The organism is Streptomyces corchorusii (assembly GCF_001514055.1).
Lineage (GTDB): Bacteria > Actinomycetota > Actinomycetes > Streptomycetales > Streptomycetaceae > Streptomyces > Streptomyces olivaceoviridis.
Genome location: NZ_KQ948364.1, coordinates 71732 through 86686, shown reverse-complemented (window position 1 = coordinate 86686; position 14955 = coordinate 71732). Strand labels below are relative to the sequence as shown.

15 protein-coding genes and 1 pseudogene are annotated in these 14955 nt (G+C 74.6%); 6 read left to right on the top strand and 10 right to left on the bottom strand.

The features are described 5' to 3' along the window. Window positions 1-7 precede the first annotated feature (7 nt). From AQJ11_RS31835 to AQJ11_RS31815, 5 genes are all read right to left on the bottom strand, one after another. The gene (locus AQJ11_RS31835) at window positions 8-2998 is read right to left on the bottom strand and encodes an AAA family ATPase (RefSeq protein ID WP_059265465.1); all 2991 of its coding nucleotides are present in this window, start codon (window positions 2996-2998) and stop codon (window positions 8-10) included. Then, window positions 2995-4158: an exonuclease SbcCD subunit D gene (locus AQJ11_RS31830; RefSeq protein WP_014671338.1), complete on the bottom strand. Its 1164-nt coding sequence runs from the start codon at window positions 4156-4158 to the stop codon at window positions 2995-2997. Before AQJ11_RS31830 ends, AQJ11_RS31835 begins: the two co-directional genes overlap by 4 nt. Before the next feature lie 107 nt (window positions 4159-4265). Further along, complete coding sequence (locus AQJ11_RS31825) at window positions 4266-4892, bottom strand: YigZ family protein (RefSeq protein ID WP_014671339.1); 627 nt, start codon at window positions 4890-4892, stop codon at window positions 4266-4268. Between the two features lie 35 nt (window positions 4893-4927). Then, window positions 4928-5470: a SixA phosphatase family protein gene (locus AQJ11_RS31820; RefSeq protein ID WP_014671340.1), complete on the bottom strand. Its 543-nt coding sequence runs from the start codon at window positions 5468-5470 to the stop codon at window positions 4928-4930. A gap of 462 nt (window positions 5471-5932) precedes the next feature. Then, a complete protein-coding gene (locus tag AQJ11_RS31815) occupies window positions 5933-6694 on the bottom strand; it encodes a hypothetical protein (RefSeq protein ID WP_059265464.1) in 762 nt (253 codons plus the stop codon). A gap of 141 nt (window positions 6695-6835) precedes the next feature. Between AQJ11_RS31815 and AQJ11_RS31810 the strand changes: the two genes are divergently transcribed. The 3 genes and pseudogenes from AQJ11_RS31810 (at window position 6836) to AQJ11_RS31805 (ending at window position 9175) form a co-directional block, all read left to right on the top strand. Further along, a complete protein-coding gene (locus AQJ11_RS31810; protein WP_059265463.1) occupies window positions 6836-7243 on the top strand; it encodes a CoA-binding protein in 408 nt (135 codons plus the stop codon). A 134-nt stretch (window positions 7244-7377) separates the two neighbouring features. Then, window positions 7378-7754 (top strand): annotated as a pseudogene (locus AQJ11_RS51455) (hypothetical protein); the annotation flags it as partial. A gap of 200 nt (window positions 7755-7954) precedes the next feature. Then, window positions 7955-9175: a 4-hydroxybenzoate 3-monooxygenase gene (locus AQJ11_RS31805; RefSeq protein ID WP_059265569.1), complete on the top strand. Its 1221-nt coding sequence runs from the start codon at window positions 7955-7957 to the stop codon at window positions 9173-9175. Window positions 9176-9180: 5 nt separating this feature from the next. On the opposite strand, the gene AQJ11_RS31800 is transcribed toward AQJ11_RS31805, so the two are convergent. Next, window positions 9181-9546: an ArsR/SmtB family transcription factor gene (locus AQJ11_RS31800; protein ID WP_244218435.1), complete on the bottom strand. Its 366-nt coding sequence runs from the start codon at window positions 9544-9546 to the stop codon at window positions 9181-9183. 61 nt (window positions 9547-9607) lie between these two features. Between AQJ11_RS31800 and AQJ11_RS31795 the strand changes: the two genes are divergently transcribed. Continuing rightward, the gene (locus AQJ11_RS31795; RefSeq protein ID WP_059265461.1) at window positions 9608-10663 is read left to right on the top strand and encodes a cation diffusion facilitator family transporter; all 1056 of its coding nucleotides are present in this window, start codon (window positions 9608-9610) and stop codon (window positions 10661-10663) included. A 40-nt stretch (window positions 10664-10703) separates the two neighbouring features. On the opposite strand, the gene AQJ11_RS31790 is transcribed toward AQJ11_RS31795, so the two are convergent. Together AQJ11_RS31790 and AQJ11_RS31785 are read right to left on the bottom strand one after the other, a co-directional pair. Next, a complete protein-coding gene (locus AQJ11_RS31790) occupies window positions 10704-11261 on the bottom strand; it encodes a YbaK/EbsC family protein (protein ID WP_059265460.1) in 558 nt (185 codons plus the stop codon). A 33-nt stretch (window positions 11262-11294) separates the two neighbouring features. After that, window positions 11295-11867 carry a helix-turn-helix domain-containing protein gene (locus tag AQJ11_RS31785; RefSeq protein WP_058079731.1) on the bottom strand — a complete coding sequence of 191 codons (573 nt, stop codon included), beginning with the start codon at window positions 11865-11867 and terminating at the stop codon, window positions 11295-11297. Between the two features lie 109 nt (window positions 11868-11976). Here AQJ11_RS31785 and AQJ11_RS31780 point away from each other — a divergent pair, with 109 nt between their 5' ends. Further along, complete coding sequence (locus AQJ11_RS31780; RefSeq protein ID WP_059265459.1) at window positions 11977-12834, top strand: EamA family transporter; 858 nt, start codon at window positions 11977-11979, stop codon at window positions 12832-12834. An 11-nt stretch (window positions 12835-12845) separates the two neighbouring features. Here the strand turns inward: AQJ11_RS31780 and AQJ11_RS31775 are convergent, their stop codons facing one another. After that, the gene (locus AQJ11_RS31775; RefSeq protein WP_059265458.1) at window positions 12846-13610 is read right to left on the bottom strand and encodes an acyltransferase; all 765 of its coding nucleotides are present in this window, start codon (window positions 13608-13610) and stop codon (window positions 12846-12848) included. Between the two features lie 109 nt (window positions 13611-13719). Here AQJ11_RS31775 and AQJ11_RS31770 point away from each other — a divergent pair, with 109 nt between their 5' ends. Beyond that, a complete protein-coding gene (locus AQJ11_RS31770; protein ID WP_059265457.1) occupies window positions 13720-14247 on the top strand; it encodes a gamma carbonic anhydrase family protein in 528 nt (175 codons plus the stop codon). A gap of 30 nt (window positions 14248-14277) precedes the next feature. Here AQJ11_RS31770 and AQJ11_RS31765 read toward each other — a convergent pair whose 3' ends face one another. Continuing rightward, on the bottom strand, window positions 14278-14922 hold the full coding sequence (locus AQJ11_RS31765) for a DedA family protein (protein ID WP_059265456.1): 645 nt from the start codon (window positions 14920-14922) through the stop codon (window positions 14278-14280). Window positions 14923-14955 lie beyond the last annotated feature (33 nt).

Here is a 14955-nt window from a genome sequence, read left to right as displayed (position 1 = left end):
CGAGCCGTCAGGCGCCCCGCTGTCGGAGCGTCGAGCCCGAGCGGTCCTTGACGACCTCCAGCTGGGCGTGGATCCGGCGGCGCAGGTCGGCGACGTGGCTGACGATGCCGACGCTGCGGTCGCGTTCGCGCAGGGAGTCCAGGACGTCCAGGACCTCGTCCAGGGTCTGGTCGTCCAGGCTGCCGAAGCCCTCGTCGATGAAGAGGGTGTCCAGGCGGACGCCGCCCGCCTCGTCGGTGACGACGTCGGCGAGGCCGAGCGCGAGCGCGAGGGAGGCGAAGAAGGTCTCGCCGCCGGACAGGGTGGCGGTGTCCCGTTCCCGTCCGGTCCAGGCGTCGACCACGTGCAGCCCCAGCCCGGAGCGCCCGCGCCCGGTGCGGTCGTCGGAGTGGACGAGGGTGTAGCGGCCCGACGACATGCGCTGGAGGCGGACGGTCGCGGCGGCGGCGACCTGTTCCAGACGGGCCGCCAAGACGTACGACTCCAGGCGCATCCGGCGTTCGTTGTCGGCGGAGGTGCCCGCGGTGAGGGCGGCGAGCCGAGCCACCCGGTCGTACTCCTCGCGCAGCGGGCCGAGCCGGCGTACGGCCTGGGCGGCCCGGGCGGAGAGGCGGTCGAGCTGCGCGCAGCAGCGGGCGGCGGCGTCACGCGCGGAGGCCGCCTCGCGCAGCCGCCGTTCCGCGGCGGACGCGGTCCGCTCGGCCGAGGCCGGGTCGGCGGGCGGCTGCTGGGCCGCCGCCGCGGTGCCGGACTCGGCGAGGACCGCGCGGACGGCGGCCTCCTCCTGCTGCCAGGCGTCCAGGCGGTGCTGGAGTTCACGGTGGGCGGCCGGGTCCAGCAGGGCCGCGGCGGCGGCCTGCGGGGTGTCGAAACCGGCCCGGTAGGCGGCGTCGGCGAGGCGGGCGTCGGCGTCCTTCAGCCGCTGGGCGGCGTCCTCGGCGGCGCGCACGGCGTCGGCGGCCTCGGTGAGCAGGGCCGCCCGCCGCTCCAGCTGGGCGGCACGCGCGGCCACGCTGTCGGCGCTGCCCCGGGCCTGCGCCAGCTCCGCTTGCAGCTGTGCCTGTTCACGCTCCAGGGTGTCGCGGCGGGTGAGCCGGGAGGCGGCCCGTACGGCGGCCTGCTGGCGGTCGGCGAGCCGCTGCTCGCGCTCCCGCTCGGCGCGCCGCAGCTCCTCCTGGGCGGGGTGCAGCGCGGAGGCCGCGCTGCGGGCGCGGGCGTACTCCTGCTCCAGTCGGTCCGCCTCGGTGGCGAGTTCGCCGGTGGGCGTGTCGCCGGCCTCGGCGGTGGCGGCGGCCAGGGCCTCGCGGACCACGCCGAGACGCCGCTCGTCCTCGGTGTGCCGCTCCTCGGCCCGCCGGCACACGGCGAGTGCCTGGTCCTCGGCCTCGCGGTCGACGTGTCCGGCGACCTTGCGGGCGGGGGCGGGGTGTTCGGTGGCTCCGCAGACCGCGCAGGGCTCGCCGTCGGTGAGGTGGGCGGCCAGTTCGGCGGCGATGCCGTTCAGGCGCTGTTCCTTCACGTCGAGCCAGTGGGCGCGGGCGTCGAGGGCACGCTGCCGCGCGGCATCCGCCTGCTGCCGGGCCTGTTCGAGGTCGGCGGCGAGCTGGTCGCGGGTGCGGGCCGCGTCGAGCCGGCGCCGCATGGGGGCGCGCTGGACGGCGAGCTGTTCGGCGCGGGTGGCGGCCTCCTGGGCGGCGTCGACGCGGGTCTGGAGGGCCGCGCGGACGGCGTCCCAGTCGGCGAGCCAGGCCTCGGCCTCGCGCAGGACGTCTTCGTCGGCGCGCTCCTGCCGGTCGAGTCCGGCCCGCTCCTCGGCGAGTTCGGCGAGCCTTCGTTCGGCGCGCCGGGCCGCGTCCAGGCCGCCCAGTTCCTCGGCGGCGCGGCGGGCTGCGGCGGCGAGTCCGCCCGCGCCCGCGTCGGCGTAGGAGTCGGGCAGCAGTGCGCGCGCGTGTGCCTCGGCCGCGGCGGCCCGGCGGTGTTCCGCCTCGGTGGCGTCCCGCAGCTCCAGGGCGGGCGCGACCGCCTCCGCCTTGCGGGCGCGCTCCATGCGCTGCTGGGCCTCGCGGTGGGCGCCGGACCGCTCCTGGAGGCGCTCGGCACGCTGCCGGGCCTCGGTGAACCGGGCTTGGAGGCGGGCGAGTTCGCGTGCGTCGTCCAGGGCGCGGCGGGCCGCGGCGTGGGCGGACTCGGCGGCGGAGAGCCGGCAGTGGGCGACGGTGAGGCGTTCCCGGGCGGTGCTGCGGGCCACGGCGGCGGCGCCGAGGACGGCCCCGGCCAGTCCCGGGTCGCCCGGGGCCAGGTCGGGCAGCTCCATGGCGTCGCCGGCCTCCTGCTGCATACGGTGGGCGTCGGCGAGCAGCGCCGTGTCGCCCTCGCGCACGCGTGCCTCGGTCGCGCGGCGGCGTTCGGCGAGGCGCTTCTCGACGTCGGCGAAGCGCTGGGTGTCGAAGAGGCGGCCGAGGAGCCTGCCGCGGGCCTCGGCGTCGGCGCGCAGGAAGCGGGCGAAGTCGCCCTGGGGCAGTAGGACGACCTGGCAGAACTGCTCCCGGCTCATGCCGAGCAGCTGGGTTATCTCCTCGCCGATCTCCTGGTGGGAGCGGCTGCGGTCCTTCCAGACGCCGGCCGTGCCGTCGTACTCGCGCAGCCAGGTCTGGGCCTTGTCGACGGTCGTGCCCGTGCCCCGCAGCTTGGGGCGCTCCCACGGGGGCTGCCGGGTGATCTCCAGCCGGCGTCCGGCGACGGTCAGTTCGAGGCGGACCTCGGTGCGGGTGCCCGGCCGGGCGTGGTCGCTGCGCAGGGTCATGCCCTGGCCGCTCTGCCGGGCGCCGGGGACGGAGCCGTAGAGGGCGTAGCAGACGGCGTCCAGGACGGAGGTCTTGCCGGCGCCGGTGGGGCCGTGCAGCAGGAACGGTCCGGCGGCGGACAGCGCGTCGAAGTCGACGCTCTGGGCGCCCCCGAAGGGCCCGAAGGCGGTGATGTCGAGCCGGTGCAGCCTCACCGGGCCACCTCCCGCACGGCGTCGTCGGCGCGCACGGCGTCGAACGCCTCGCGCAGCACGGTCGCCTCGTGCTCGTCGGGTCCGGCGCCGCGCACATGGGCGACGAAGTCCTGGGCGATCTGCTGGTCGGTGCGGCCGGCGAGGCGGCGGGCGTACGACACCTGGGGGTCGTCCGGGGGGCGCTCGGGGGCGAAGACCAGGCTGAGGGTGTGCGGGAAGCGCTCGGTGAGCCGGGCCATGGGGTCGGCCGGGCGGACGGGGTCGGTGAGGGTGGCCTCGATCCAGGCGTCCTCGTGCCGGGTCAGCTCCGGGTCGGCGAGGAGGTCGTCCAGGGCGCCGCTGATGCGGGCGAGCGGGCGGGGCACCGGGCAGTCGACGCGTTCGGCGGTGACGGAGCCGTCCGCGTCCAGGTCGATCAGCCACATGCTCTTGCGGTGGTCGGCCTCGGAGAAGGAGTAGGCGAGCGGCGAGCCGGAGTAGCGCACGCGCTCGGTGATGGTCTGGCAGCCGTGCAGATGCCCGAGCGCCACGTAGTCGACGCCGTCGAAGACGCCGGCCGGTACGGCGGCCACCCCGCCGACGGTGATGTCCCGCTCGCTGTCGCTGGCCTGGCCGCCGGTGACGAAGGCGTGGGCGAGGACGACGGAACGCGTGCCCCGCGCGCGGGTGGCGAGGTCGGCGCGGACGCGGTCCATGGCGGCGCCCAGCACGGCCTCGTGGCCGGCCTTGTCGACGCCGAACTCGTCCTTGACCAGGGCCGGTTCCAGGTACGGCAGGCCGTAGAAGGCGACGTCCCCGTGGGCGTCCCTGAGGACGACCGGGGTGCCGGCGGCGGACGGCTCGGTGCGCAGGTGGATGCCGGCGCGGTCGATGAGCCCGGCGCCGACGCCGAGGCGGCGGGCCGAGTCGTGGTTGCCGGAGATCATCACCGTGGGCACGCCGAGGTCCGCGAGGCGGTGCAGGGCGGTGTCGAACAGCTCGATCGCGGCGAGCGGGGGCACCGCGCGGTCGTACACGTCGCCCGACACGACCACCGCGTCCACCTCGCGCTCACGCACGGTGGCGACGAGGTGACCGATGAACTCGGCCTGGGCCCCGAGCAGGTTCACCCGGTGGAAGGCCCGGCCGAGGTGCCAGTCGGACGTGTGCAGGACTCTCATGATCCCCGAGACTAACGGCCGGGTCTGACATCACGGGTGGTTACTCCCGTACCAGCCCGTCACCCCCCGCACAACACATGCCCGTTATGACCGATTCACTCCAATTGTCAGGCGTCTCCGTAGGCTTCGCCGCCGAGTTCGAAGCCGGCCGTGCCCGCCGTCACATCGGCGAGCCAGGCGCGGAAGGCGTCCACGTCGGCGTCCGGCAGGCCGATCTCGATGGTGACGGCCTCGCCGTAGCGGACGTCCCGGACCTCGCGTCCGGTGGCGCGCAGGTCGTTCTGGACCTTGCCCGCGCGCTGGTGGTCGACGGTCACGGTGGCCAGCCGGAAGCGGCGCCGGGTGATCGTGCCGAGGGCGTCCAGGGCCTCGCCGACCGAGCCGCCGTAGGCGCGGATGAGTCCGCCGGCGCCGAGCTTCACGCCGCCGTAGTAGCGGGTGACGACGGCCACCACGTACCGCATGTCGCGGCGCAGCAGCATCTGGAGCATGGGCACGCCGGCGGTGCCGCCCGGTTCGCCGTCGTCGCTGGCCTTCTGCACGGAGGCGTCGGCGCCGATGACGTACGCCCAGCAGTTGTGGGTGGCGTCGGCGTGCTCCTTGCGCACGGCGGCAATGAAGTCCTGGGCCTCCTGCTCGGTGGCGGCCGGGGCGAGGGCGCACAGGAAGCGGGAGCGGTTGATCTCGGTCTCGTGCACGCCCGCGCGGGCGACTGTGCGGTACTCGTCCTGCATCCCGCCAGCCTATGCGAGCGCCCGGACACCCCCGGTCAGCGCTTCTTCTTCCCGCGCGGGACCGTGAACGAGGTGAGCAGGGCCGTGCCCGGGGCGAGGGCCGGCCAGTCGGCGCCGTGCCAGGCGAGCACGGCGATGGCGCTGGTCGGGAACTTCGCCCGTACCCGGTCCAGGGAGTCGTCGAGACCGTCCGCGGCCAGCGTCAGGACCAGCTCCTCCAGGCCCGGGTTGTGGCCGATCAGCAGCAGCGTCCGGACCTCCGGCGGCGCCTCGCGCACGACCTCCAGCAGCTCGGGTACGCCGGCCGCGTACAGCCGCCGGTCGTAGCGCACCGGCGGCGGCGTGGCCCACTCGGCGGAGGCCAGCTCCCAGGTGCGGCGGGCGCGTACGGCGGTGGAGCACAGGGCGAGGTCGGGCAGCGTGCCGGCGGCGAGGGCGCGCCCGGCGGCCGGAGCGTCCCGCAGCCCCCGCGGCGCGAGCGGCCTGCGGTGGTCCTCGACGCCCTCGGGCCACGCGGACTTCGCATGCCGCAACACCACCAGCCGCCGCAGCGGACCGGCACCCGCCGGGGCGTTCACGCGGACCTCCCGACACCACGCGGCACCAGTGACCCGCCGGGTCCCCCGGCACCCCGAGGCCATCCGGAGCCGGCCCACCGCACCACCACCAGCCGCCGCAGCCGACCCGCAGCCGCCGGGGCGTTCACGCGGACCTCCCCACGCCCCGCGGCACAAACCGACCCACCTCGGCCCCCAGCACCCCCGGACCACCCGGACTCGGCCCACCGCACGACCACGAGCCACCCCAGCCGAACCGCACCCGCCGACCCGTTCACGCGCACCTCCCGACACCACGCGGCACCAGTGACCCGCCGAGCCCCCCGGCACCCCGAGGCCACCCGAACTCGGCCCACCGCCGCGGCCGACCCGCGGATGTCGGCGCGTTCACGCGGAGCTCCCGAGACCACGCGGCGTGAACCGACCCACAGCACCCCCAGGCCACCCGGACTCGGCCCGCCGTCACAGCACCGGTCGGCGCGTTCACGCGGGGCTCCCGAGGTCGTGCGCCAGGTCGAGGGCGAGCAGGCGGTCGGCGTAGGCGTACGTCTCGAAGCGGGCGCCGTCGGTGAGGTCCGGGGCGCACGCCACGTCCCGCAGCACGTCCAGCACCCCCGGCAGGTCGAGATCGTTCTCCCAGGCGTCCCGCAACCGTCCGCGCACCGGTTCCGGCACCGGCCGTGAGGGTTGCCGCGCCCATCCGGCCACGGCCCGCCGCCAGTCCGCGAGCTGCCCGGCGGCCCGCTCCAGGGCGCTGCCGTCCAGCCGCGCGGGCTGGTTCCGGGGGACGCTGAGCAGGGCGAGCCGCAGCGCGGCGGGGTCGGCGAGCAGGACCGGAAGCGAGGGCTGCGACCCGGCCCACTGAACCGGGGCGACAGCGGCCAGCGGCCCCTCGCCCCGCTCCCCCGGCGCCACCCCCCGCCCGCCCGTCGTAGGCCATCGTGCGACGTGGATGACCTGGGCCTCGCCCAGGCCGGACGCGACGTCGCGGTCTTCCTCGAAGGGGCGGATGGCGAGGTGGGTGGCGGCTGTGCGGAGTTCCGGCTGGTCGCGGGGGGCCGTGAGGATCGTCCAGACCGGGGTGCCGCCCAGTTCCAGCGCCCGTACCAGCAGGTCCGCGGTGAGCAGCACCCGCAGGGCCGTCGGGTCGAGGCCGGAGGCGTGGGCCTCGATGCGGGTCAGGCCGCGGCGGGCGGGCGCGGCGGGGACGGGCTCACCGGTTCGGGCGTCGAGAATGCGCAGCACGGGGCGAGCGTAGGCGGGCGGGCGGCCGTATGCAGCGGCTTGCGCCGATTCCGGACAGCGTGGCGGGATGCGCGGGAATCCACACCCGTCGCGGCGATGTTGCCCCGACGCACAGTTCCCCGCAGCCCGAGGAGGCGGCCGATGTACGGCGACGAAGCGACGATCCGCAGGATCCTGACCGAGCTGGGCGACACCTGGGCGGTGGTCGGCCTGTCCTCGAACCAGAACCGGCCCGCCTACCGGGTGGCGCGGGTGCTCCAGCAGTTCGGCAAGCGGATCGTCCCGGTGCACCCCAAGGCCGAGACGGTGCACGGGGAGCAGGGCTACGCCTCCCTCGCGGACATCCCCTTCGACGTGGACGTGGTCGACGTCTTCGTCAACAGCGACCTGGCGGGCGGGGTGGCGGACGAGGCCGTGGCGAAGGGCGCGCGGGCGGTGTGGTTCCAGCTGGGGGTCGTCGACGAGGCCGCCTACGAGCGGACCCGGGCGGCGGGCGCGGAGATGGTGATGGACCGGTGCCCGGCGATCGAAATTCCGCGCCTGAACTAGCCTGTCCCACCTTCTTCTCGCGATTCGGCGCTGAATATTGGCAGTCCCGTACCGCGCTGACCTGTGCGAAGACTCGACCAAGACACCGGAGATCCCGAGTCATCGGATCCGGCCGGCTCTCCGGCGCCGGGAAGGCGGGAGGCACGGCCCGCCACCCGCACTACGCGCTCGGCGGGCTGGCCGGCATGTCCTTCGGCTGGTTCTCCTGGCTCCAAGCGGCGACGGCGGCCCCGATCGCGGTCGAGGCCATGATCGGCTACGCCAAGCACTCCGCAGCGGGACCTGCCGCGTGCGGCCCTCGGCTCGGTCGCGACCGGCGCCGCCATCTGCATCCTGCTCCAGATCGTCTTCATCGCCGCCCTGCCGCACACGTTCTTCGCGCACGGCTGGGCCCACCTGGACTTCCCCGAGCCGGCAGACGCCGGTCGGGTCCATCACCTCGGCGAGCGTGCTGATGTACGCGGGCGCGCCGCCGGCCTACGGCGTGTTCGCCGACCGGCTGCCGCACCGTTAACGCCCGCACCGGCTGCCCGGCGGCAAGATCGTCTCTTCGCTGTCCTTCGTGGAGCATCGACGAGGTCGTGGTGACGGACGCGCCCCCGCACTGACCGTGTCCGCGCACAAACCGTGTCCGCGCACTGACCGCGCCCACCGCCCCCCACGGTGTCCTGTCGGCCGACTGGCTGACGGGACACGGTCATAATGCCCCGCGTGACGCCTCCTTCCCCCCATCCCGAGTCCCCTTCCGCCGCGCACTGTCCGGTCGTCGTCATCGGCGCCGGACCGGCCGGCCTGACCGTCGGCAACATCCTGCGCGCCGCCGGTGTCGACTGCCTGGTCCTGGAGACCGAGAGCAGAGCCTTCATCGAACAGCGGCCGCGCGCCGGCGTGGTCGAGGAGTGGGTCGTACGCGGCCTCGAACAGCGCGGCCTGGCCGGTGACCTGCCGAAGCGTGCCGAGCGGCACACCGGGTGCGAGTTCCGCTTCGACGGCCGTGGCCACCGCTTCGCCTACACCGAGCTGACGGGGTACCACCACTGGGTCTACCCGCAGCCGTTGCTCGTGACCGGCCTCGTGCGCGAGTACGCCGACATACGCGGCGGGGAGATCCGCTTCGGCGTGCGGGACGTACGCCTGCACGACCTGGACTCGGACCGGCCCGCCGTCTCGTACACCGACCCGGACAGCGGGGAACGGCACCTGGTGACCTGCGAGTTCGTGGCCGGCTGCGACGGGGCGCGCGGGGCGAGCCGGGCCGCGCTGCCGTCGTGGGCGCGGATCTCCCGGCACGACTACGGCATCGGCTGGCTGGCGCTGCTGGCCGAGGCGCCGCCGTCCTCGGACCGGGTGCTGTTCGGCATGCACGCGGACGGGTTCGCCGGGCACATGCCGCGCAGCCCCGAGCTGACCCGCTACTACCTCCAGTGCCCGCCCGGCGACGACCCGGACTCCTGGTCGCACGAGCGCGTCTGGGCCGAGCTCCAGCGGCGGCTGCGCGCGGCGGACCGCCCGCCGCTGACGGAGGGCCGGCTGCTGGAGAAGCGTGTGCTGGACATGCACACCTACGTGGTGGAGCCGATGGTCTTCGGCCGGCTGTTCCTGGCCGGAGACGCCGCGCACCTCGTCGCGCCGATCGCCGCGAAGGGCATGAACCTGGCCCTGCACGACGCGTTCCTGCTCGGTGACGGCCTCGTCGCCCAGCTGACCGGAGGCGACTCCACGGGACTGGACGGCTACTCGGACGCGTGCCTGAGGCGGGTGTGGGACTACCAGGAGTTCTCGGAGTGGCTGTCCGAGATCTACCACGGCACCTCCTGCGGCGACCCCTACCGCGCCGGCACCGCGCTGGCCCGGCTGCGCCGGATATTCACCTCACCGGTCGCGGCGGCGGCCTTCGCCGAGCAGTACCTCGGGACGGCCGGCGCGTTCTGATCCGGTCAGCGCGCCGCCCCGCCGCTCCGTTCGGCGAGGCGGTGGTCGGCCGCCCTGAGAGCCTCCTCCACCAGGCGCCGCACGTGTCCGTGGCGCAGTGAGTAGATCACCCGGCGGCCCTCCTTGCGGGTGTCCACCACTCCGGCCAGCCGCAGCCGGGCCAGGTGCTGGCTGACCGCCGGCCGGGCGGCGCCGCACGCGTCGGTGAGCGTGCCGACATCGGCCTCGCCGGCCGCGAGGGTGTGCAGCAGGGCGAGCCGGGTGCGGTCGCCGAGCAGGGCGAGGAGTTCGGCGGCGAGCGCGAACTGCTCCTCGCCCGGGCTGCGCTCGTGCGCATGGTGCGCAGGTGACAGGTGCATGCATGCGCTCATACGCACATAATGGCTCCGTGGGCGCCGTGCGTCCACTCCCGCCCACCGGAAGGGGATCGACGTGAGCGACCGGCACCCTCATGAGCACGGCCCGCACGAGCACGGCCCGCACGGGCATGCGCACGGCACCCCCGGCCTGCGCCATCGCCTGGCCCACCTCCTCACCCCGCACTCCCACGAGACCGCCGGGAAACTGGATCCGGCGCTGGAGTCCTCGGCGCGCGGCATGCGCGCGCTGTGGGTGTCGCTGGCCGTGCTGGGGGCGACCGCACTGGCCCAGGCGGTCGTGGTGGCCGCGTCCGGATCGGTGGCGCTGCTCGGGGACACGGTGCACAACGCGGCCGACGCGCTGACCGCCGTACCCCTCGGCATCGCCTTCGTGCTGGGCCGCCGGGCGGCGACCCGCCGGTTCACCTACGGGTACGGCCGTGCCGAGGACCTCGCGGGGCTGGTGATCGTGCTGACCATCGCCGCGTCGGCGGCGTTCGCCGCGTGGGCGGCCGTCGGCAGGCTGCTCGACCCGCGCCCGGTCACGCAGGTGCCGGCGGTCGCGCTGGCCGCGCTGCTCGGCTTCGCCGGCAACGAGTGGGTGGCCCGGTACCGGATCCGGGTGGGCCGGGAGATCGGCTCGGCCGCGCTCGTCGCCGACGGGCTGCACGCGCGTACCGACGGGTTCACCTCGCTGGCCGTGCTGCTGGGCGCCGGCGGGTCGGCGCTGGGGTGGCACCTGGCCGACCCGCTCGTGGGGCTGGCGATCACGGCCGCGATCGTGCTGGTGCTGCGGGACGCGGCGCGGGAGGTGTTCCGGCGGGTGCTGGACGCCGTCGACCCGGCACTGGTGGACCGGGCCGAGCACGCGGTGCGCCAGGTACCGGGGGTGCGTGCGGTGGGCGAGCTGCGCCTGCGCTGGATCGGGCACCGCCTGCGGGCCGAGCTGACGGTGGTGGTGGACGGCGAGGCGACACTGCGCCAGGCCCACGCGATCGCCGTCGAGACCGAACACGCCCTGCTCCACGCGGTACCCCGCCTGACGGCCGCCCTGGTCCACGCCGACCCGGCGCCGCTCCCCGGGGAGGCGGACCCGCACCTGGCCCTGGCCCACCACGCGACGACATGAGCCGCGCCGGCGGGGACCGGGCGACGGGCCGGCCGAGCGGTCAGGCGATGCCCAGGCCCTCCAGCACCACCGCGCCGGGCAGCTCGGCCAGGGCCTTGCCGGGGACCAGGAGCTTGCCGCGGCGACGGCCGCTGCCCACCAGGACGTAGGGCAGGTCGACGACGGCCGGGTCCAGCAGGACCGGCCAGCCCGTGGGCAGGCCGAGCGGGGTGATGCCGCCGTACTCCATGCCGGTCTCGCCGGTCGCCGTCTCCATCGAGGCGAACGAAGCCTTGCGGGCGCCCAGTTGGCGCCGGACGACCCCGTTGACGTCGGCCCGGGTGGTGGAGAGCACCACACAGGCGGCCAGCGTGGTCTCGCCGGCCCGCTTGCCCGCGACGACGACACAGTTCGCCGACCGCTCCAGCAGGTCCCGGCCGTAGTGCTCCACGAAGACGGCCGTGTCGGCCCACTGCGGCTCGGTGTCGACGTACAGGATCCGGTCGGCCGGGACCGCGCCCTGCCAGTCGCGTACGGCGTCGGCGACGGAAGCGGTCAGTTCGTCCAGGCAGTGCGGCGCCGGAACGGCGGTGTCGAAGTCTCCGATGGGTGCGCGCATGGCCAGACGCTAGCAGCCCCCTTCCGGCACGGTTCAGCGCACCGGGGGCACCGAGACGGCCATCACCATCTCCATGGGTTCCGCACCCTCGTTGCCGTACGTGTGCGGCGCACTCGCCTCGAACGTGGCGCTCGCCCCGGCCGGGACCAGGTGCTTCACCCCGTCGACGGTGAGGGTCAGTTCACCGGCGGTGACGTGGACGAGTTCCACCGTGCCCGGCGGATGCGGGTCGGACGGGCTCTGCTCGCCGGGCATCAGCCGCCAGTCCCACATCTCCAGCGGGCCGGGCGCCTCCGTTCCCGCCAGCAGGCGGTTGTAGCTGCCGGCCTCGGTGTGCCACAGCCGTACGGCCTGCTCGGCGGGGACGATGCGGACCTTGGGGCCCTGTTCGTAGTCGAGCAGCGTGGTGACGCTGACGCCGAGCGCGTCGCCGATCTTGACGACGGTTCCGATGCTGGGGTTCGTCCGGGCCTGCTCGATCTGGATGAGCATGCCGCGGCTGACCCCCGCGCGGGCGGCGAGCGTGTCCAGGGTGAAGCCGCGCTCGGCGCGCCACCGTTTGACGTTGCGCGCCAGGGACTGGGTCAGCAGGTCGAGGTCCGACACGTGGGGTCCAATATCCGGGAAGTTCAATATAATTGATGAATCAGTTCAATGAACTGCATTACGGTGAGGTGCACCTGATCGTTCACCGCACTGTACTGCGAGGCCGGCCGTGACAGCATTCTTCGCCCTGACCACCAGCCTGCTGTGGGGGCTGGCCGACTTCGGCGGCGGACTGCTGACCCGGCGTACCCCGGCGCTCACGGTCGTGGTGGTCTCGCAGGCCATCGCGGCGGCCGTCCTGGGCGCGATCGTGCTCGCCACGGGCGGCTGGGGCGAGGCCGGACCCCGGCTGTGGTTCGCGTTCGCGGCGGGCCTGGTCGGACCGGTGGCCCTGCTCTCCTTCTACCAGGCCCTCGCCCTCGGCCCCATGGGCGTCGTCTCCCCCCTCGCCACCCTCAGTGTCGCGGTCCCCCTCGGGGTCGGCCTCGCCCTCGGCGAGCGGCCGGGGCTGCTCCAGGTCGCGGGCATCGCGGTCGCCGTCACCGGGGTCGTCCTGGCCGGCGGCCCGCAACTGCGGGGCGCGGCCGTGCAGCGGCGCGCGATCCTGCTCACGCTGGTCGCGGCGCTCGGCTTCGGCACGGTGTTCGCGCTGATCACGGAGGCCTCGACCAATGTCACGGGTCTGTTCCTCGCCCTGTTCGCACAGCGGCTGACCAATGTCGCGGTGGGCGGGGCCGCGCTCGCCGTCTCGGTCCGGCGCGGCGGCACCGCCCTCCCGGAGGGCGGCTTCCCCTGGGCCTCGCTGCCCGCGCTGGCCTTCGTCGGACTCGCCGACGTGGCGGCCAACGGCACGTACGCCGTCGCCGCCCGGAGCGGCCCGGTCACCGTCGCGGCCGTGCTCGCCTCGCTGTACCCGGTGGTGACCGCGCTGGCCGCGCGCGGCTTCCTCAGCGAGCGGCTGCGCGCGGTCCAGGCGGCGGGAGCGGGTCTGGCCCTGCTGGGCACGCTGCTGCTGGCGACCGGCTGACCCGGCCCCCGTCAGCCCTCGGGCTCCAGCGCGGCGAGCCGGGCCACCGCGTCCTCGTCCAGATCGGCGAGCACCCGCAACTGCCCCGGCGTCATGCCGTCCGGGATCGGCACCGGCGCGGGAGTCCGCAGCGGCGGCTGCCAGCCCTCGTCGGGCGTCCAGCGCCGTACGACCCTGGCGGGCGCGCCCGCCACCACCGCGTGGTCGGGCACCGTGCCCCGCACCACCGCGCCGGCCGCCACGACCACGTTCCGGCCGATCCGCGCGCCCGGCAGGATCACCGCGCCCGTGCCGATCCAGCAGCCCGGACCGATCTCGACCGGCTCCATCCGCGGCCACTGCCTGCCGATGGGCTCGTGCGGGTCGTCGTAGGAGTGGTTGGTGGAGGTGACGTAGACGTACGGGCCGAAGTAGCAGTCGCTGCCGATGGTGACCGTGGTGTCCGCGATGACATGGCTGCCGCGGCCGAGGACCACGCCGTCGCCGATGCGCAGGATCGGCTCCGGGCCGAGGTCCAGGTCGGGCATCAGGCCGGCGGTGAGGGTGACCTGCTCGCCGATGATGCAGTGGGAGCCGAGCCGGATCCAGGGTTCGCCGAAGACCGTGCCGAGCGGGAAGGCCAGCCGGGTGGCCTCGCCGATGGAGCCGAAACGGAAGCCCGCGGGGCGCTCGGCCGTGACGGACCCGTTGCGCTGCATCCAGGACCAGGCCGCGTGTACGGCTCGCTGGGCGAGGCCCTGTCGCCAGGACGAGAACGTGTTCTTGCGCTTCGGCACGGGGTCACGTTACTCATCGGTTGCTTCCGGCGGAGAGTGCGGGCTGCTGTGATCTTTGCCCCACCGGGTGCCGTACGGTGCCGTGTACCGCTGACACAAGGAGACGGTGATGACGCACAAGGCGCTGATCGTGGCTATCGGGGGCAAGGAGCCGCAGGTCGATCCGGAGGCGTTCGTGGCGCCCACGGCATCCGTGATCGGGGACGTCGTCCTGCTCCCGGAGGCCAGTGTCTGGTACGGGGCCGTGCTGCGCGGTGACGTCGAGCGGATCACCGTGGGGGCGCAGGCCAATGTGCAGGACAACGTCACCCTGCACTCCGATGCCGGGTTCCCCGTGACCATCGGGGAGCGGGTGTCCATCGGGCACAACGCGGTGGTGCACGGGGCGACCGTCGAGGACGACTGCCTCATCGGGATGGGGGCGACCGTGCTCAACGGGGCGGTGATCGGCGCGGGATCGCTGGTCGCGGCGCAGGCGCTGGTGCCGCAGGGGATGGTGGTGCCGGCCGGCTCGCTGGTGGCGGGGGTGCCGGCGAAGGTGAAGCGGCCCCTTACCGAGGAGGAGCGGGAGGGGGTCACCCTCAACGGCACCCTGTACGCGGAGTTGGGCAAGGCGCACAAGGACGTGCACCAGTAGGAGCGGGCGCGGCGGCGGGTGCCGGGTGCTTCACTCCCCGGCGCCCACCGGTTCCGCTTCTCGCTGGTCCGGCTGGGCCTTCCTCGCCTTGCGCCTGATGATCAGCATGGAGGCCAGGCCGATCAGCACCGCCACTCCCAGGCCCACGTACGAGAAGCGCTTGAGCCAGTCCTCGGCGACGATGCCCACGTAGTAGATGACGGCCGTCGTGCCGCCGGCCCAGCAGATGCCGCCGAGGACGTTGGCGACGAGGAACTTCCAGTACGGCATGTGCAGGACGCCCGCGAGGGGACCGGCGAAGATGCGCAGCAGGGCGACGAAGCGGCCGAAGAAGACCGCCCACATGCCCCACTTCTCGAAGGACCGCTCGGCAGTGGCCACATGGCCCGCGCTGAAGTGGCGTGGCAACTTCTTCCCGAGCCACGCCAGCAGCGGGCGTCCGCCCTTGCGGCCGATGGCGTAGCCGATGGAGTCGCCGATCACCGCGCCCGCGGTCGCGCAGGCGCCGAGGACGACCGGGTTGACACCCGAGTGCTGGGAGGACAGCAGCGCCGCCGAGACCAGGATGATCTCCCCCGGCAGCGGGATGCCCAGGCTCTCCAGACCGATCACCAGAGCCACCACGGCGTAGACGGCGACCGCCGGCACCGAGTCGAGCCATTCCTGGACGTGCACCGCCGGTCCTCCCCTGTCGCTGTCCCTGCCCGT

Coding starts and splice junctions, on each gene's coding strand:
- AQJ11_RS31810 (WP_059265463.1), top strand. CDS start 6,836: ATGTACGGCGACGAAGCGACGATCCGCAGGATCCTGACCGAGCTGGGC.
- AQJ11_RS31825 (WP_014671339.1), bottom strand. CDS start 4,892: ATGCAGGACGAGTACCGCACAGTCGCCCGCGCGGGCGTGCACGAGACC.
- AQJ11_RS31830 (WP_014671338.1), bottom strand. CDS start 4,158: ATGAGAGTCCTGCACACGTCCGACTGGCACCTCGGCCGGGCCTTCCAC.
- AQJ11_RS31800 (WP_244218435.1), bottom strand. CDS start 9,546: ATGAGCGCATGCATGCACCTGTCACCTGCGCACCATGCGCACGAGCGC.
- AQJ11_RS31790 (WP_059265460.1), bottom strand. CDS start 11,261: ATGCGCGCACCCATCGGAGACTTCGACACCGCCGTTCCGGCGCCGCAC.
- AQJ11_RS31770 (WP_059265457.1), top strand. CDS start 13,720: ATGACGCACAAGGCGCTGATCGTGGCTATCGGGGGCAAGGAGCCGCAG.